Here is a 16,921-nt window from a genome sequence, read left to right as displayed (position 1 = left end):
CGACCCCCGGTTCGGGCAACTGTAGGCGGGGTGACGTGGCGGAACGCAACTCAGATGGTCACGGAGCGGTAACACCGGTCCACGCCGTCCCCGGGCGTCCGAATTCCGCCATTCGGCACCGCGCTCCGGTGGCGGGCGGCAGGTCCGACGGAGATCATGTGAGGATGACCGACCGGGTCCGCCTGACCGATTACGCCCGTGGTGGGGGCTGCGCCTGCAAGATACCTCCCGGTGAGCTGGAGGCGATGGTCGCCGGGCTGGCCCCGGCCGTCGGCGCCGCCGACCTGCTGGTCGGGCTGGAGCACGGCGACGACGCCGCCGTGGTCCGGCTGGACGAGCGCACCGGCCTGGTCAGCACGGCCGACTTCTTCACCCCGGTCGTCGACGACCCGTACGACTGGGGCCGGATCGCCGCCGCCAACGCGCTCTCCGACGTGTACGCCATGGGCGGCACCCCGCTGGTCGCGCTCAACCTGCTCTGCTGGCCGCGTGACGTGCTCCCGCTGGAGTTGGCGCGGGAGGTGCTGCGCGGCGGGCAGGACGTGGCCCGGCAGGCCGGCTGCCACCTGGCCGGTGGGCACAGCGTCGACGACGACGGCCCGAAGTACGGCCTCGCCGTCACCGGCGTGGTCCGCCCGGAGGAACTGATCACCCTCGACGCGGGGCGGGCCGGCCTGCCGCTGTCGTTGACCAAGCCGCTCGGTGTCGGGGTGCTCAACACCCGCCACAAGCGCACCGGTGAGCGGTTCGACGCGGCAGTCGCCTCGATGGCCACGTTGAACCGGGAGGCGGCCCGCGCGGCCGTCGCCGCCGGGGTGCGCTGCGGCACCGATGTGACCGGTTTCGGGCTGCTCGGGCACGCCTCGAAGCTGGCCCGGGCGAGCCGGCTGACGGTCGCGGTCGACGTCGCCCGGGTGCCGTACCTGCCGGGGGCGCGGGAGGCGGTCCGGGACGGGTACGTCAGTGGCGGCACCCGCCGTAACCTGGACTGGGTGTCCCCGTGGACCGACTTCGGCCCGGCCGCCGAGGCGGCCCGGCTGCTGCTGGCCGACGCCCAGACCTCCGGCGGGCTGCTGCTGGCCGGAGAGGTGCCGGGCGGCACGGTGATCGGCGAGTTGCTGCCCCGGGGCGAGCACCTGGTCGTGCTGCGTTGACCGCCGGGCCCGCCGACGAGGCGACCGGTGCGCCACCCGGCGGACCGTGCGGGCGAGACGGCCGGTGCGCCACGCGGCGGGCGGGGTCCGCCGGAGCGGGCACCATACCCGATAAACTGTCACCTTCCCGCTACTCGGAGCAATGGCGCTCCAGGAAATTTTGCCCGGAATGGTCACAGACCGGTAACTTGCCCCCGGTTGATGCCATATGCACCCCACCATCGTCTGTAAGGCCCGATCCGGAGGCCAGTGGGACGAACGCAGCGAGGAGGCGGCGTGACCGAGCTGTGGAACTGGAGAATCGACCGGGCGGCACCCGTGGAGGTGTACCCGGCGCTGGCCGAGGCGCTCGGCCGGGTGGTGATGCCCCTCGCCATCGCCGACCCGGTGCGGCTGCCCACGTACGCGGTGGTCTGCGACGTGTGGGAGGCGCCGGGGGAGTTCGGCACGGTGGTGGACTGTTACGGGGTGCCGGAATCGTTGAACGAACAGCGCGCGATCGCGGCGCTGGCCCGGCTGCTCGACCGCAACTGTCTGCTGACCGACGACACCCTGGACGCGGGCCGGCACCTGCTGGTCGCGCCGGACGGCACGATCCGCCCGGTGCACTTCGACGTCACCGAGACCGACGACGGTGAGGTGCTGACCAACCAGCGGCTCTGCACGCTGACCCACCCCGGCTGCCGGGGCTGGTCCCGCTGCCACCGTTCGAGGTGGGCCCCCGACTCGGTCAACCCGGCCCGCGCGGCCGCCTGACCCGGCCGCGCCCGCCTCGGGGGCCCGCCCTGGCAGTGGCGCCCGCCGGGGTCGGCTCGCGGGCGGACCGCTCCGGCCCCGTGGCGGTCAGCGGGTGGCGGCGGGTCGGGAGCCGCGGACCTGCAACTGGTCCAGCAGGGTCGCGGTGGCGGCGGCCACGGCGCGTACCGCGGCGTCGAAAGCCTCGGCGTTGTGGGCGGCCGGGGCGCGGAACCCGGAGATCTTCCGGACGTACTGCAACGCCGCCGCCTCGACGTCGGCCTGGGTCACCTCCGGCACGTACGGTTCACGCAGGGTCTTGATGCTCCGGCACATTGGCTGCTCCTCGTTCGGGGGATCCCGGTCGGCCCGGATACGCTGTGCACGTCATGACTACCGCAGCCGAGCGCAGCCCGCGCACCTATCAGGTGCGTACGTACGGCTGCCAGATGAACGTGCACGATTCCGAGCGCATCTCCGGCCTGCTGGAGCAGGCCGGTTACGTCCGCGCCGGCGAGGTCGACGACAACCCGGACGTGGTGGTGTTCAACACCTGCGCCGTCCGGGAGAACGCCGACAACCGGCTCTACGGCAACCTCGGTCACCTGCGCCCCGTGAAGGACAAACACCCCGGGATGCAGATCGCCGTGGGCGGCTGCCTGGCCCAGAAGGACCGCGGCGACATCGTCCGCAAGGCCCCCTGGGTGGACGTGGTCTTCGGCACGCACAACATCGGCTCGCTGCCGGTGCTGCTGGAGCGGGCCCGGCACAACGCCGCCGCCGAGGTGGAGATCCTGGAGTCGCTCGACGTCTTCCCGTCCACGCTGCCGACCCGGCGCGAGTCCACGTACGCCGGCTGGGTGTCGATCTCGGTCGGCTGCAACAACACCTGCACGTTCTGCATCGTGCCCTCCCTGCGGGGCAAGGAGAAGGACCGCCGCCCCGGCGACATCCTCTCCGAGGTCCGTGCCCTGGTCGACGAGGGCGTGCTGGAGGTGACCCTGCTCGGGCAGAACGTCAACTCCTACGGCGTCGCGTTCGGCGACGCTGGCGAGCCGAACTGGAAGCGCAGTGGTGGCCGGTCCGCTTTCGCCGAGCTGCTGCGCGCCTGCGGCGACATCGACGGGCTGGAGCGGGTCCGGTTCACCAGCCCGCACCCGAAGGACTTCACCGACGACGTGATCGCCGCGATGGCCGAGACGCCGAACGTCTGCCCCTCGCTGCACATGCCGTTGCAGTCCGGCTCCGACGACGTGCTGAAGGCGATGCGCCGGTCGTACCGGTCGGAGCGCTACCTGGGGATCATCGAGAAGGTCCGGGCGGCGATGCCGGACGCGGCGATCACCACCGACATCATCGTGGGCTTCCCCGGTGAGACCGAGACCGACTTCCAGCGCACCCTGGACGTGGTACGCGAGGCCCGGTTCTCCTCGGCGTTCACCTTCCAGTACTCCAAGCGCCCCGGCACCCCGGCCGCCACGATGGACGGTCAGCTTCCCAAACAGGTCGTGCAGGAGCGCTACGAGCGGCTGATCGCCTGCGTGGAGGAGATCACCTGGGCGGAGAACAAGCGCCTGGTGGGGAAGGCCGTCGAGGTGCTGGTCGCCGTCGGCGAGGGGCGCAAGGACGAGCGCACCGGCCGGATGTCCGGCCGGGCCCGCGACGGCCGCCTCGTGCACTTCGCGACGGGCGCAGCCGGAGCGAACGGCCGGCCCGGTGACGCGGGTTCCCTCGCCGGGTCGATCCGCCCCGGCGACATCGTGCACACCAGGGTCACCTACGCCGCGCCGCACCACCTCAACGCCGACGGCGAACCACTGTCGCACCGGCGTACCCGGGCCGGCGACGCGGCCGAGGCGGGGCGCTCCCCGCGTACGCCCGGGGTGCTGCTCGGGCTGCCAACGGTCGGCGCGCCGGCTGCGGCGCCCGCGCCGACGACCGGCTGCGCCGCCCACTGACGGCGAGGTCGGGGCCCGCCGCACGGGGCGGGCCCCGACTGCTTCCTCCCGGACGGTCAGACCGAGATCCGGCCGGCGCCCGCGCCGCCCGACACGATCGACTTCACGCTGCTCGCGCTGTCCAGGTTGTACGGCTACGGGATGCTGCGGACGCTGCCGCCGGCCCGGCCGCTGCCCGAGTCCACGAAGTGGTTGTTCCGGGCGACCGGGGTGCCCGGGCCGGAGCCGCCCTCACCCAGATGGAACGGCCGTCCGAGGGGACGGCCACCGATCAGGGCGGTGCCGGTCGGCTCAGCAGGCGACGCCGCCCAGCTTCACCGAGCCCGGCGCGGAGGCCGCGCCGTTGGCGGTGAAGCCGATGGTCACCGACGCGCCGGCGGCGAGCGACGGCGACCAGGTCGGCCCGGCGGCCGTCACCGTCGTGCCGGACTGGGTCACCGTGGCGTTCCAACCACTGGCCAGGGTCACCCCCGACGGCCAGGACCAGGTCACCGACCACGGGTTCACCGCCGCGGTGCCGGTGTTCCTCACGGTCAGCTCACCCTGGAATCCGCCCTGCCAGGCGTTGACCTGCTGGTAGGTCGCCGTGCACGCGCCCGTCGGCGGCGGCGTGGTCGGCGTCCCGGTCGGAGTCGCGGTCGGGCTGCCGGTCGGGCTCGCGGTGGGGCTGCCGGTCGGGCCGGTGCCGCCGCCCACCGGCGGGATCAGGTACGGCTGGAGGATCGCCTGCTTCGCGGTGTTGATGTTGGTCCAGTCGTCCAGCGCGATGCCGCCGGTGTCGCCGGAGTTCGGGTTCCACGACCAGTAGGTGAAGGACATCCCGTCGACCCCGGTGCCGGTGTAGGCCATCAGGTTCTCCAGCCAGACCTTGTCCCGCGGATCGGCCAACGTGGTGCCGAACTCGCCCATCATGATCGGCGCGATGTTCTGCTTGTGCAGGTAACCCCAGTACCTGTCCCAGATCGCCGGCATGTTCGCCGGGTAGTCCGGGGCCTTGAACCAGGCCTGCTCGTAGACGCTGGTGGCGTACTCGTGCGGCGAATAGACCAGCCGGTTCGCCACGTTCAGCCGGACCGGGAAGTCCTTGGCCTTCGACAGGTTGCCGCCCCACCAGCCGCAGTCCTCGTCGTTGCTGGGGTCGTTGTCCCAGACGTTCGACAGGCCGCCGCTGGGGCAACTCACCCCCTCCACGAAGATCAGCCAGTCGGGCTGCACCCCGAGGATCGCGTTGCCGGCCCGCTCGGCGGCCAGCCGCCAGTCCCGGGCGGTGTCCCCGCAGCCCCAGCAGGCGCCGGTCGCGGCCGGGTTGGTGCCCTCGGCGTGCGGCTCGTTGTGCAGGTCCGCGCCGATCACCGTCGGGTTGCCCGCGTACCGCTGGGCGAGCATCTTCCAGTCGGCGATCCAGGTCGCCTCCGAGACCGTCGAGGTGTACCAGAGTGGCGACTGCCCGGCCGAGGTCGGCCGGTGCCGGTCCAGGATGACCCGCATCCCCTTGCTGCCGGCGTAGTCGATGACCTTGTCGAGGATCTGCAACGGGGAGAGCCCGACCAGGTCCGGGTTGACGAAGTCGTTGACCCCGCTGGCCGTGGCCCCCGGCTTCAGCGCGTCGTTCGAGTACGGGATCCGCAGGGTGTTGTAGCCGAGGCTGGCCATCTTGTCGAGTTGGCCGCGCCACGGGTTGTTCGACCAGAGCCCGTGGAAGGTCTTGTTGTCGGTCTCCATGCCGAACCAGTTGATGCCGGTCAGGCGTACCGTCGCGCCGGTGCTGTCGACGATCTTGTTGCCGTTGGTGTGCAGGTAGCCGGTGCCGGTGCCGCCGACAGCGGCGGCGGCCGGTGAGGTGCTGACGGCGGTGGCGACGAGGACGCCGGCCGCGGCGGTGGCGAGCGCGGTCAGCGCGCCACCGAGGGTGGTGGGTCGGTGCATGAGGGCTCCACTTCGGATGCCCGCGCCGCGCGAGCGCCGCGGGCGGAAGGACCAAGGGAGACGGCCCGCTCGTCATCGGGTACGCGGACGAGCGTCGACGGCCGTGTCACGTGGACGGCCACTCGCGGGAAGTGCCGGCGACCTCCGACGGCGACCCGCGCCGCCGGTGCCCTCGCGCCGGTGATCGACCTGACTCTGCGCCCATTCTGATCAGCACACCTCGATGCGTCAACCGACACCGACCGCTGGCGGCCCAGGAGGGCGCTTTCCTGTTCAGGCCGGTCGCCCACCTGCCTCCCGCAGCCCCCTTGCTCCCGCCGCCCCTGCTCCCTGCTCCCGCCGCCCCGCCTCACCGAGGGTCCACGCCAAGATCGCGGTTGGGTCGCGCAAGGTCGTGCTCGATCCCGGATGTAGTGGCCTCGAACGCGCGGGGATGCCACTACAACCGGGAAGTAGCACGATCTTGGCGTGGGGCGTGGGGCGTGGGGCGTGGGGCGTGGGGCGTGGGGCGTGGGGCGTGGGGCGTGGGGCGTGGGGCGTGGGGCGTGGGGCGTGGGGCGTGGGGAAGCCCCGGTCCCCTGGTGGGACCGGGGCTTCCGGGCTGTCAGGTCAGCCGGCCTGCTCGGCCAGCTGGAGGAACTGCCGCTTGGAGGCGAGAGCCTGCTCGGCCTCCTTGATCCGGCGGGAGTCCCCGGCGGCCTGGGCCCGGGCCAGCCGATCCTCGGCCTCGGCGACCTGCGCCCGCATCTGCGCGAGCAGCGGGTTGTCCTGCGGGGTGGTGCGCCGCCAGGCCGAGTCCATGACCTCGCGGACCTTGTCGTCGACGGCTCGCAGCCGCCGCTCCAGCCCGGCGGCGGCCTCGCGCGGCACCCGGCCGGCCTCGTGCCACTGCGCCTGGATCTCCCGCAGCTTGGCCTGCGCGCCCTTCGGGTCGCCCTCGACGTCGAGCGCCTCGGCCTCGGCGAGCAGCGCCTGCTTGCGCTCCAGGTTGGCCCGCTGCTCGTTGTCGCGGGCGGAGAAGACCTCGCTGCGCCGGCTGAAGAACGCGTCCTGTGCGGCCCGGAACCGTTCCCAGAGCTTCTGCTCGGCCTCCTTGGAAGCCCGCGGGGCGGCCTTCCACTGGTTCATCAGGTCCTTGAGCTGGTTGGCGGTGGCCGCCCACTCGGTGGAGTCCTTCAGCTTCTCCGCCTCGGCGACCAGCTCCTCCTTGACCGTCTGCGCCTGCTTGCGCTGCTGGTCCAGGGAGGCGAAGTGGGCACCCCGGCGGCGGGTGAAGCCGTCCCGGGCGGCAGCGAACCGCTTCCACAGCTCACCGTCGGTCTTCTTGTCGACCCCGCGGATGGTCTTCCACTCGTCGAGGATCTCCTTGAGTCGGTCCCCGGCGGTCTTCCAGCCGGTCGACTCGGCGGCGAGCTTCTCCGCCTCCTCGACCAGGGCGGTCTTGCGGGCGAGCGCCTCGGCCCGGGCCGCGTCCTTGGCGGCGCGCGCCTCGCCGGCCTTCTCCTCGGCGACTGCGGCGAGCTTGTCCAGCCGTGCGGCCAGCGCGTCGATGTCGCCGACGACGTGCGCCTCGGCCAGTGAGGCGCGGATCCGGCGGATCGTGGTCAGCGAGTGGCCGGCGTCCGCCGCGCCCGAGTTGAGCCGGGCCTCGGTGAGATCCACCTCGGTCACCAGGTCGGCGAAGCGTCGGGCGAAGTGGGCCAGCCCTTCTTCCGGGGCCCCCGCCTGCCAGGATCCGACCACCCGCTCGCCCTCGGCGGTCTTGACGTACACGGTGCCGTCCGCGTCCACCCGTCCGAAGGCAGTCCAGTCGCTCATGTGCCCATCCTCGTTCTCCCGGCGTCGACGGGACAGCCCCCGCGATCGCCGCCACGGCGCAGCCAAGTTGCTCTCGGCATTGTCACAGGTCCGACCCCGTCCGCGTCGAGCGCCTGTCTCTGACCGTGACCATACGGTGTCCTAGCACCCACAGACAGGCTCTCTGGGGGGAGTGTCGTAATCGGACGTACGTTGTACCGTACAACGTACGAGGTGCCGGAGGTCCGGTTCCGGCCCGGTGAGGAGGAGCAGATGACGCAGTCCCACAGCCGGATGACGCCCCCGGTCGACGAGGGTTTCGTGCCCGACGCGGCCGATCTGGCCGAGCTCGACGAGTGGTTCCGCCGGTACGACGCGCTGGCCGAGGCGGGCGACGTGGCCGGCACCGCCGAGTTGGCGATGTTCCCGCTCAACACGGTCACCGACGACCCGGCCGGGGAGGGCTCCGCGCGTCAGCTCGACCGCGACGCGTACCTGGAGATGATGGGCGGGGTGCTCGGCGGCGGGGGCGACCTGCGGATGGAGTCCCGGCGTACGCCGTACTTCCTCACCCGCAGCCTCGCCGTCGTCCTCACCGAGGCCGAGTTCACCATCGACGGCGAGCGGCAGCGGGTCCGCTACGCCGACCTGCTGGTGAAGGCCGGCGGGCGGTGGCGGTTCCAGACCATGGTGCAGGGCGGCTGGGGCGGCCAGGCGGGCTGACCCGGCCGGGCCAGGGACACCGGGCGCCGCCGTGCCGATACGGTTGCCGGGTGCCCCTGGTCGCCGCCGCCGTCTGCCCCCACCCGCCGCTGATCGTGCCCGAGCTGGCCGGCGCCGCCGCGCCCGAGCTGGACGGGCTCCGCGCCGCCTGCGACGCCGCCGTCGCCGGGCTCCTGGACTCGGGCGCCCACCGGATCGTGGTGGTCGGCGACGGACCCGAGACCCGGTCCTACGGCTTCCCCTTCCACGGTTCGCTCGCTCCTTGGGGGGCCGCCGTGGAGGTCTTTCTCGGGAGTCCACGCCCGGACCGGCCGGAGTCGCTGCCGCTGAGCCTGACCATCGGGGCGTGGCTGCTGCGCCACAGCCCGACCGGCCCGTCGTCGGTGGCCCGGATGCACGCCCTGGCCGCCGACGCCGACCCGGCGGAATGCGCCGCGCTCGGCGGCGGCTGGCGCAGCGACGTCGACTGGGGGCTGCTGGTGATGGGGGACGGGTCCGCCTGCCGCGGCCCGAAGGCACCCGGCTACGACGACCCGCGCGCCGAGGCGTACGACGACGCGGTCGCCCGGGCCCTGGCCGACGCGGACGCCGAGGCCCTGCTCGGCCTGGACCCGCGCCTCTCGACGGAGCTGAAGGCCGCCGGGCGGGCGCCGTGGCAGGTGCTGGCCGGGGCGGCCCGCGCGGCGGGCGGCGACTGGCGCGGCGAGCTGCGCCACTACTCGGCCCCCTACGGCGTTGCCTACTTCGTGGCGTCCTGGGAGCGGGTGTGAGCGGCACCGTCGTGGCCGTGGTGGGGCCGACCGCCGCCGGCAAGTCGGCGCTGAGCATCGCCCTCGCGCACGCGCTCGACGGCGAGGTGGTCAACGCCGACTCGATGCAGCTCTACCGGGGCATGGACATCGGCACCGCCAAGCTCACCCCCGCCGAGCGTGCGGGCGTGCCGCACCACCTGCTCGACATCTGGGCGGTCACCGAACCGGCCAGCGTCGCCGAGTACCAGAAGCTGGCCCGCGCGGCGGTCGACGACATCCTCGCCCGGGGCAGGGTGCCGCTGCTGGTCGGCGGCTCGGGGCTCTACGTGCGGGCGGTGCTGGAGCAGTTCGAGTTCCCCGGCACCGACCCGGCGGTGCGGGAGCGGCTGGAGGGGGAACTGGCCGCCGTCGGTCCCGCACCGCTGTACGCGCGGCTGCGCGAGGCCGACCCGGCCGCGGCGGCGAGCATCCTGCCCGGCAACGGCCGGCGGATCGTGCGGGCCCTGGAGGTGATCGAGCTGACCGGCGCGCCGTTCACCGCCTCCCTGCCGCAGCCCACGCCGTACTACCCGGCGGTGCAGCTCGGCGTCGACCTGGACACCGCGCTGCTGGACGAGCGCATCGCGCTGCGGGTGGACCGGATGTGGGCCGACGGACTGGTCGCCGAGACGCGGACGCTCGTCGGGCGCGGCCTCGCCGAGGGGCGTACCGCCAGCCGGGCGCTCGGCTACCAGCAGGTGCTGCGCTTCCTCGCCGGCGAGACGACCGAGGCGGAGGCGCACGACGAGACGGTCCGGGCGACCCGCCGCTTCGTCCGCCGGCAGCGCTCCTGGTTCCGCCGCGACCCGCGCATCCACTGGCTGGACTCGGCCTCACCCACGTTCATCGACACTGCGCTGCGGATGGTCGCCGAGCATCGGCAATGATGGGGGCGTGGAGTTCACCAAGGGCCACGGCACCGGCAACGACTTCGTCATCCTGCCCGACCCGGACGGCACGCTGGACCTGACGCCGGGGCTGGTCGCGGCGATCTGCGACCGGCGCCGGGGCATCGGCGGCGACGGCGTGCTGCGCGTCGTACGGGCCGGCAGACACCCCGAGGGCGCCGGCCTGGCCGGCGAGGCCGAGTGGTTCATGGACTACTGGAACTCCGACGGCTCGTTCGCCGAGATGTGCGGCAACGGCGCCCGGGTCTTCGTCCGCTACCTGCTGGAGACCGGGCTGGCCACGCCGTCCGGCGCGGCGTTGCCGGTGGCCACCCGGGCCGGCGTCGTGCGCGCGCGGGTCGAGGCCGACGCCATCGCCGTCGAGATGCGCCGCCCCCGGGTGTACGACGCCTCGGTCGCCACCCTGGGCGGGCTGACCCTGCCCGGCGCGGCGGTGGACGTCGGCAACCCGCACCTGGTCTGCGCGCTCCCCGCCGGGCTGGAACTGGCCGGCCTCGACCTCACCCGCGCGCCCGAGTTCGACCCGGCGGTCTTCCCGGCCGGGGTGAACGTCGAGTTCACCGCCCCGGGCGAGCCGGTCGCCGACACCGACGGGCACGTGCTGATGCGGGTGTACGAGCGCGGTTCGGCCGAGACCCTCTCCTGCGGCACCGGGGCCTGCGCGGTCGGCGCGGTGGCGCTGCGCGACGCCGGCCTCGACACCGGCACGGTGGCGGTCGACGTCCCCGGCGGCCGCCTCACGGTCACGGTGACGGAGGACTCCTGCTGGCTCTCCGGCCCGGCCGTCCTGGTCGCCACCGGCAACCTCGCCCCGGCCGCCCTGCACCCCTGACAGTCCCCCTTCGGCCCTCCCGTCCCCGCAGGGCGGGTGCGGGGACGGGAGCGCGCTGTCAGGGGGTGGCGGAGGCGTTGGCGGCGATCTCGGGGAGGTCGGCCGGGCCCGGGTCGGCGGCCGGGGGCGGGGTGGCCGCCGGGTTCTGGGCCGCGGCGCGCACGGCCGCCGCGACGGCGGGGGCGACCCGGGAGTCGAAGACGCTCGGCACGATCACCGTGGGGTTGATCTTGTCCTCGCCGACCACGTCGGCGATCGCCCGGGCGGCGGCGATTGCCATCTCCTCGGTGAACTCCTCGGCGTGCGCGTCCAGCATGCCCCGGAACACGCCGGGGAAGGCGAGCACGTTGTTGATCTGGTTGGGCTGGTCCGAGCGGCCGGTGGCGACCACGGCGGCGTGCTTGCGCGCCTCCCGCGGGTCGACCTCCGGGTCGGGGTTGGCCAGCGCGAAGACGATCGCGCCCTTGGCCATGGTGGCGATGTCGTCGCCGGTCAGCAGGTTCGGCGCGCTCACCCCGATGAAGACGTCCGCGTCCCGCACCGCCCCGGGCAGGTCGCCGGAGTAGTTCTCCCGGTTGGTGTTCTCCGCCAGCCACTGCCAGGCCGGGTTGAGTCCGCTCTGGCCGCGGTGCAGGGCGCCCTGCCGGTCGTACGCGATGATGTCGCCCACGCCCTGGCGCAGCAGCAGCTTCATGATCGCGGTGCCGGCCGCGCCGGCTCCGGAGACCACGACCCGGACGTCCGCGAGCTGCTTGCCCACGACGCGCAGCGCATTGGTCAGCGCGGCGAGCACGCAGATCGCGGTGCCGTGCTGGTCGTCGTGGAAGACCGGGATGTCCAGCGCCTCCCGCAGCCGGGCCTCGATCTCGAAGCAGCGCGGCGCGGCGATGTCCTCCAGGTTGATCCCGCCGTACGCGGGGGCGATCGCCTTGACGATCTGCACGATCTCGTCGGTGTCCTGGGTGTCGAGGACCACCGGCCAGGCGTCCACCCCGCCGAAGCGCTTGAACAGCGCCGCCTTGCCCTCCATCACCGGCAGCGACGCCGCCGGCCCGAGGTTGCCCAGGCCCAGCACGGCCGAGCCGTCGCTGACCACGGCGACGGTGTTGCGCTTGATGGTCAGCCGCCGGGCGTCCGCCGGGTTCTCCGCGATCGCCATGCAGACCCGGGCCACCCCCGGGGTGTACGCGCGGGACAGCTCGTCGCGGGTGCGCAGGGACACCTTCGAGTGGACCTCGATCTTGCCGCCCAGGTGCAGCAGGAACGTGCGGTCGGAGACCTTGCGCACGTCCACGCCGTCGAGGGCGGTCAGCGCGTCGACCACCTGGTCGGCGTGGCCGGTGTCGGCGGTGTCGCAGGTGAGGTCGACGATCACGTGGGTCGGGTCGGAGTCGACCACGTCGAGTGCGGTGACGATCGCGCCGGCCTCGCCGACGGATGTGGTGAGCCGGCCGATGGAGGAGGCGTCCGCGGGCACCGCGATCCGGATCGTGATCGAGAATCCGGCACTCGGAAGTCGGGTGATGGCCACGCGGTTCCCTCCGTCGACGCTGAGCGGCTCGTCAGCATTTCTACTCGCCCGTCGGGGCCGACGGGCACCCGGCCCCGCTTTTCAGGGGGTTCGGCACGGGCATATAGCGGGTGCGCCCGGCGTTGGCACATGTCAGGATTGCTTCCTACGTGACCAAACGGACAGGAGACTCAGTTTGCGAGACCAGGAGACCTACGTTCCCTACGAGGACGACGAGCTCGACGCCACCACCGGTGAGTTCGAGCTGTCGGAGCGGCAGGCGCTACGGCGGGTCCCCGGCCTCTCCACCGAGCTCACCGACATCACCGAGGTCGAGTACCGCCAGCTGCGGCTGGAGCGGGTCGTCCTGGTCGGTGTCTGGACCGAGGGCACGCAGGACGACGCCGAGAACTCCCTCACCGAGCTCGCGGCGCTGGCCGAGACGGCCGGCTCGCAGGTGCTCGAGGGGCTGATCCAGCGCCGCAACCGGCCCGACCCGGCCACCTACATCGGCCGGGGCAAGGTCGACGACCTCGGCGCGGTGGTGCTGCACACCGGCGCCGACACGGTGATCTGCGACGGTGAGCTGTCGCCGTCGCAGCTGCGGAACCTGGAGCAGCGCACCAAGGTCAAGGTGGTCGACCGGACGGCGCTGATCCTCGACATCTTCGCCCAGCACGCCAAGAGCAAGGAAGGCAAGGCGCAGGTCGAGCTGGCCCAGCTCGAATACCTGCTGCCGCGTCTGCGCGGTTGGGGTGAGACCCTCTCCCGGCAGACCGGTGGCTCCGGCCGTGGCGGCGGTGCCGGCGGCGGCGTGGGCCTGCGCGGTCCCGGTGAGACCAAGCTGGAGACCGACCGGCGCCGGATCCGCACCCGGATCTCCCGGCTGCGCCGCGAGATCAAGGGCATGCGGACGGTACGCCAGACCAAGCGCGCCCGCCGCTCCCGCAACGCCGTCCCGGCGGTGGCGATCGCCGGCTACACCAACGCCGGCAAGTCCAGCCTGCTCAACCGGCTCACCGGGGCCGGTGTGCTGGTGGAGAACGCGCTCTTCGCCACCCTGGACCCGACCACCCGCAGGGCGACCACCTCCGACGGTCGGCTCTACACCCTGTCGGACACGGTCGGCTTCGTCCGGCACCTGCCGCACCAGATCGTCGAGGCGTTCCGCTCGACCCTGGAGGAGGTCGCCGAGGCAGACCTGGTGGTGCACGTGGTGGACGGCACCCACCCGGATCCGGAGGAGCAGGTCCGCGCGGTCCGCGAGGTCCTCTCCGAGGTCGGCGCCGACCGGCTGCCGGAGCTGCTGGTGGTCAACAAGACCGACGCCACCGACTCCGAGACGTTGCTGCGGCTCAAGCGGCTCTGGCCGGAGGCGGTCTTCGTCTCCGCACACAGCGGGCGTGGGGTCGACGGGCTGCGTGAGGCCATCGAGGAGCGGCTGCCCCGCCCCGCGGTGGAGGTCCGCGCCGTGCTCCCGTACGACCGGGGGGACCTGGTCGCCCGGGTGCACCGGCAGGGTGAGGTGCTGAGCGCCTCCCACCTGGCCGAGGGCACCCTGCTGCACGTACGGGTCGGCGAGGCGCTCGCCGCCGAGCTGGCCCCGTACGCGGCGGCGGCGGAGCACGCGGGCGTCGGGGCGCGATAGCGCTCCCGGCGTCACCCGGACGCAACACGGGGCATGCGACACTGGCGCAATGCGCCGCGCTGTTTCCTCGGTCACGGTTGCCCTCAGCCTGCTGGGGGCGATCGTGGCGTGTCCCGGTGCCGCCACGGCGGCGCAGGCCGCCCCCGCGCCCAAGAAGCGCTGCACCGTCGAGGACCCGCGGCTGGACGAGCTGTCCGGGCTGGTCGCCACGAAGACCGGCTACATCGTGATCAACGACGGCTCGTTGCAGGAGAACCGCAAGCGGGTCTTCTACCTCGACACGAAGTGCAGGATCGCCAAGGAGCCGGTCCGCTACTCGGGGGCCGGCCCCTTCGACACCGAGGACCTCGCCGTCTCGCCGGACGGCAAGACCCTCTGGATCGCCGACATCGGTGACAACCCGGGCAAGGAGCGACGCAGCCGGATCGCGGTCTGGACGATGCCGATCGGTGGCGGCAAGCAGCCGGTGCTGCACCGGTTGACGTACCCGGAGCAGAAGCCGCACGACGCCGAGGCGCTGCTGGTCGGCGCCGACAACCTGCCCCTGGTGATCACCAAGGTGCCCAGCGGCAAGGCGGAGATCTACACCCCGACGGCGAAGCTGAAGAGCAGTGGCGACACCGTGCCGGTGCCGATGAAGAAGGTCGGCGAGATCGCACTGCCGGAGACCAGCACCGACAATCCGTTGAACATCTTCGGCCGGGTGGCGATCACCGGTGCGGCCCGTTCACCCGACGGCGCGAAGGTGGTGCTGCGCACCTACGCCGACGCCTTCGAGTACGACGTCACCGGCGACGACATCGTCGGGGCGCTGACCACCGGCAAGCCCCGGGTGACCCCGCTGGCCGACCCGTTCGGTGAGGCCATCTCCTACAGCCCCGACGGCAAGACCTTCCTCACCGTCTCCGACGCCGGGGAACTGGCCGCCGACGACCCGATCGACATCCTGGCGTACACGCCGTCGACCTCGGGGGCGGAGGCGCTGGCCGGCGCGGACGACGCGAAGAAGCCGGCGGCGGAGAAGTCCTGGTTCGACACGCTCAGCCTGGACCAGATCACGTACCTGATCGCTGCGGTCGGCGTGCTCGGCGCGCTCCTGGTCGGCGCGGGCATCGTCGGGATCCTGCGGTCCCGGCGCAGGCCCGCCCCGGTCGACACCGGACGCGCCGCCGACGATCCGGAGCGCGACGATCCGTTCCCGTCCGGCGCGGTCGACCGGGGGGACGACGGTGCCGGCGGTGCGCGTGGCGGCGTCTACGGTGGCGTGCCCGCCGGTGGTGGCGTCTACGGCGCTCCGCCGGCAGCCGGTGCGCCCGCCCGTCCGCCGGCCGGCGGCGCGGTCTACGGCGGCGCCCGTCCCGGCGGCGCGGCACCCGGCGGCGGCGCCCCGGGCGGTCGTCCCGGTGGCGGGGTGTACGGCGGTGCCCGCCCGGCCGGCGGTGCGGTCTACGGCGGGACGCCGGGCGGCCCTCCCCCGGGCGGCGGCGCTCCGCGTGGTGGTGTTCCGGCTGGTCCGCCCGGTGTCGCTCCGCGTGGTGGCGGCCCGGCTGCTCCGCCCGCTGGTCCGCGCGGTGCCGCACCGAACGGGGCCGCGCCCCGGGGTGGCGGCGTGTACGGCGGTGGCGGCCGGGCCGAGCCCCCGCGCCGCGAGCCGGGCCCGCGTGATCCCCGTTCCGCCCATCGCCGCGACGAGGGGTACGACGACCGGCACGGCTACGGCCAGCCGCCGGGTCGGGAGCACCGCGGCGAGCGTTACTGAGCCGCAGACGGCGGGGCCGCGTCGGCCAGCAGCGGGCTGACACGACGACGGGGTGGTCGCTTCGGCAGCGGCCACCCCGTCGTGTCGGTACGGGTCAGATCCGGCGCAGCACCGCGACGACCCGCCCCATGATGGTGGCGTCGTCGCCGGGGATCGGGTCGAAGGCCGGGTTCTGCGGCATCAGCCAGACGTGTCCGTCGCGCCGGCGGTACGTCTTGACGGTCGCCTCGCCGTCGAGCATGGCGGCCACGATGTCGCCGGCCTCGGCGGTCGGCTGCTGCCGGACCACCACCCAGTCGCCGTCGCAGATCGCCGCGTCGAGCATCGAGTCGCCCTTGACCTGGAGCATGAAGACCTCGCCCTCACCCACCAGCTCGCGGGGGAGCGGGAAGACGTCCTCCACCGCCTGCTCGGCGAGGATCGGCCCACCGGCGGCGATCCGGCCCAGCATCGGCACGTACGCCGGGGCGGGGCGTTGCGATCGGCTCAGCTCGTCGTCGGCGTCGCTGGGGGCACGGACGTCCACCGCGCGCGGCCGGTTGGGGTCGCGGCGCAGGAAGCCCTTCTTCTCCAGCTCCTTGAGCTGGTAGGCGACGCTGGACGGGGAGACCAGGCCGACGGCCTCACCGATCTCGCGCACGCTCGGCGGGTAGCCCTGGCGCTCGACCCAGCTGCGGATGAACTCCAGGATCCGCCGCTGGCGGGCGGTGAGGTCGACCGTGGCCGGGTCGGGGAAGCTGCTGACCACCGGGGTGACCTGGCGCACCGCCGGCTGTGCCGCCCGGCTGCGCGTGGTGCGGGGACGCCGAGTGGCCGGCGGACCCGCCTCGGCGATCGGCTGCGGCTTCTTCTGCCGGCTGGCCCGGTCCTCGGTCACGTCCGTCCTCCCTGGTCGGCGCTGGGTGCCTTGGCGGCTCGTGGTGCGTACGGGGGTGTCGCGGTGCCGGGCCCGACGTCGCGTGACGCGCCCGGTCGTTCATGACCGTATAGGTGAGATCGGTCATTTTCAAACATCTGTACGACCTGCCGTCGGCGTGTCGGTGCGGAAATCCTGGAAACTCGAACGTGCGTTCTGATAAATGGTACGTCCTCGTCGAACTCCTGTTCGACCGGCACGTCCTTTCGGTTCGGCCGTCCGGTTTCCCCGGGCCGTGGCCGGACGGGCGGTAACCTCCGGCGG

At 73.2% G+C, this 16,921-nt stretch carries 14 protein-coding genes; 9 read left to right on the top strand and 5 right to left on the bottom strand.

Features of this window, described 5'->3' with window-relative positions:
- Window positions 1-164 precede the first annotated feature (164 nt).
- Together selD and GA0070560_RS12905 are read left to right on the top strand one after the other, a co-directional pair.
- Complete coding sequence (gene selD, locus GA0070560_RS12910) at window positions 165-1,154, top strand: selenide, water dikinase SelD (RefSeq protein WP_091295456.1); 990 nt, start codon at window positions 165-167, stop codon at window positions 1,152-1,154.
- 276 nt (window positions 1,155-1,430) lie between these two features.
- Window positions 1,431-1,910: a hypothetical protein gene (locus tag GA0070560_RS12905; RefSeq protein WP_091295453.1), complete on the top strand. Its 480-nt coding sequence runs from the start codon at window positions 1,431-1,433 to the stop codon at window positions 1,908-1,910.
- Window positions 1,911-1,997: 87 nt separating this feature from the next.
- Here the strand turns inward: GA0070560_RS12905 and GA0070560_RS12900 are convergent, their stop codons facing one another.
- Window positions 1,998-2,225, bottom strand: coding sequence for a DUF2277 domain-containing protein (locus tag GA0070560_RS12900; RefSeq protein ID WP_091295449.1), 228 nt, complete (start codon window positions 2,223-2,225; stop codon window positions 1,998-2,000).
- Window positions 2,226-2,278: 53 nt separating this feature from the next.
- Between GA0070560_RS12900 and miaB the strand changes: the two genes are divergently transcribed.
- The gene (miaB, locus tag GA0070560_RS12895) at window positions 2,279-3,847 is read left to right on the top strand and encodes a tRNA (N6-isopentenyl adenosine(37)-C2)-methylthiotransferase MiaB (RefSeq protein ID WP_091295776.1); all 1,569 of its coding nucleotides are present in this window, start codon (window positions 2,279-2,281) and stop codon (window positions 3,845-3,847) included.
- A gap of 291 nt (window positions 3,848-4,138) precedes the next feature.
- On the opposite strand, the gene GA0070560_RS12885 is transcribed toward miaB, so the two are convergent.
- Together GA0070560_RS12885 and GA0070560_RS12880 are read right to left on the bottom strand one after the other, a co-directional pair.
- On the bottom strand, window positions 4,139-5,773 hold the full coding sequence (locus GA0070560_RS12885; RefSeq protein ID WP_091295446.1) for a cellulase family glycosylhydrolase: 1,635 nt from the start codon (window positions 5,771-5,773) through the stop codon (window positions 4,139-4,141).
- 609 nt (window positions 5,774-6,382) lie between these two features.
- Window positions 6,383-7,591, bottom strand: a complete 1,209-nt coding sequence (locus GA0070560_RS12880; RefSeq protein WP_091295442.1) for a DUF349 domain-containing protein — start codon at window positions 7,589-7,591, stop codon at window positions 6,383-6,385.
- Window positions 7,592-7,843: 252 nt separating this feature from the next.
- Between GA0070560_RS12880 and GA0070560_RS12875 the strand changes: the two genes are divergently transcribed.
- Genes GA0070560_RS12875 through dapF form a run of 4 tightly spaced genes read left to right on the top strand, consistent with a single transcriptional unit; the run spans window position 7,844 to window position 10,824 of the window.
- Entirely contained in the window at window positions 7,844-8,293 is a 450-nt protein-coding gene (locus GA0070560_RS12875) for a hypothetical protein (protein ID WP_211565819.1), read from the top strand.
- A gap of 50 nt (window positions 8,294-8,343) precedes the next feature.
- Window positions 8,344-9,063: a class III extradiol ring-cleavage dioxygenase family protein gene (locus GA0070560_RS28140; RefSeq protein WP_139131486.1), complete on the top strand. Its 720-nt coding sequence runs from the start codon at window positions 8,344-8,346 to the stop codon at window positions 9,061-9,063.
- Window positions 8,946-9,971, top strand: a complete 1,026-nt coding sequence (miaA, locus tag GA0070560_RS12870; protein ID WP_091295438.1) for a tRNA (adenosine(37)-N6)-dimethylallyltransferase MiaA — start codon at window positions 8,946-8,948, stop codon at window positions 9,969-9,971. The genes GA0070560_RS28140 and miaA overlap by 118 nt, the downstream gene beginning before the upstream one ends.
- Before the next feature lie 7 nt (window positions 9,972-9,978).
- Window positions 9,979-10,824 carry a diaminopimelate epimerase gene (gene dapF / locus GA0070560_RS12865; protein ID WP_091295434.1) on the top strand — a complete coding sequence of 282 codons (846 nt, stop codon included), beginning with the start codon at window positions 9,979-9,981 and terminating at the stop codon, window positions 10,822-10,824.
- Window positions 10,825-10,882: 58 nt separating this feature from the next.
- On the opposite strand, the gene GA0070560_RS12860 is transcribed toward dapF, so the two are convergent.
- Window positions 10,883-12,355 carry an NAD-dependent malic enzyme gene (locus tag GA0070560_RS12860; RefSeq protein ID WP_091295430.1) on the bottom strand — a complete coding sequence of 491 codons (1,473 nt, stop codon included), beginning with the start codon at window positions 12,353-12,355 and terminating at the stop codon, window positions 10,883-10,885.
- Window positions 12,356-12,530: 175 nt separating this feature from the next.
- Here GA0070560_RS12860 and hflX point away from each other — a divergent pair, with 175 nt between their 5' ends.
- A complete protein-coding gene (hflX, locus tag GA0070560_RS12855) occupies window positions 12,531-13,982 on the top strand; it encodes a GTPase HflX (protein WP_091295426.1) in 1,452 nt (483 codons plus the stop codon).
- Between the two features lie 49 nt (window positions 13,983-14,031).
- Entirely contained in the window at window positions 14,032-15,741 is a 1,710-nt protein-coding gene (locus tag GA0070560_RS12850; RefSeq protein WP_091295423.1) for a hypothetical protein, read from the top strand.
- Between the two features lie 94 nt (window positions 15,742-15,835).
- On the opposite strand, the gene lexA is transcribed toward GA0070560_RS12850, so the two are convergent.
- Window positions 15,836-16,618 (bottom strand): transcriptional repressor LexA, encoded by a 783-nt coding sequence (gene lexA, locus GA0070560_RS12845; protein ID WP_091295419.1) that lies wholly within the window; start codon window positions 16,616-16,618, stop codon window positions 15,836-15,838.
- Between the last annotated feature and the right edge of the window lie 303 nt (window positions 16,619-16,921).

This window comes from Micromonospora halophytica, assembly GCF_900090245.1.
GTDB lineage: Bacteria > Actinomycetota > Actinomycetes > Mycobacteriales > Micromonosporaceae > Micromonospora > Micromonospora halophytica.
The sequence above is the reverse complement of the archived record's forward strand: the minus strand, read 5'-3'. Positions and strand labels throughout refer to the sequence as shown.

What these genes read in the sequence shown, in the direction of transcription:
- GA0070560_RS12900 (WP_091295449.1), bottom strand. Translation starts at nt 2,225, where the DNA reads ATGTGCCGGAGCATCAAGACCCTGCGTGAACCGTACGTGCCGGAGGTG.
- selD (WP_091295456.1), top strand. Translation starts at nt 165, where the DNA reads ATGACCGACCGGGTCCGCCTGACCGATTACGCCCGTGGTGGGGGCTGC.
- GA0070560_RS12875 (WP_211565819.1), top strand. Translation starts at nt 7,844, where the DNA reads ATGACGCAGTCCCACAGCCGGATGACGCCCCCGGTCGACGAGGGTTTC.
- GA0070560_RS12850 (WP_091295423.1), top strand. Translation starts at nt 14,032, where the DNA reads ATGCGCCGCGCTGTTTCCTCGGTCACGGTTGCCCTCAGCCTGCTGGGG.
- miaB (WP_091295776.1), top strand. Translation starts at nt 2,279, where the DNA reads ATGACTACCGCAGCCGAGCGCAGCCCGCGCACCTATCAGGTGCGTACG.
- GA0070560_RS12885 (WP_091295446.1), bottom strand. Translation starts at nt 5,773, where the DNA reads ATGCACCGACCCACCACCCTCGGTGGCGCGCTGACCGCGCTCGCCACC.
- GA0070560_RS12880 (WP_091295442.1), bottom strand. Translation starts at nt 7,591, where the DNA reads ATGAGCGACTGGACTGCCTTCGGACGGGTGGACGCGGACGGCACCGTG.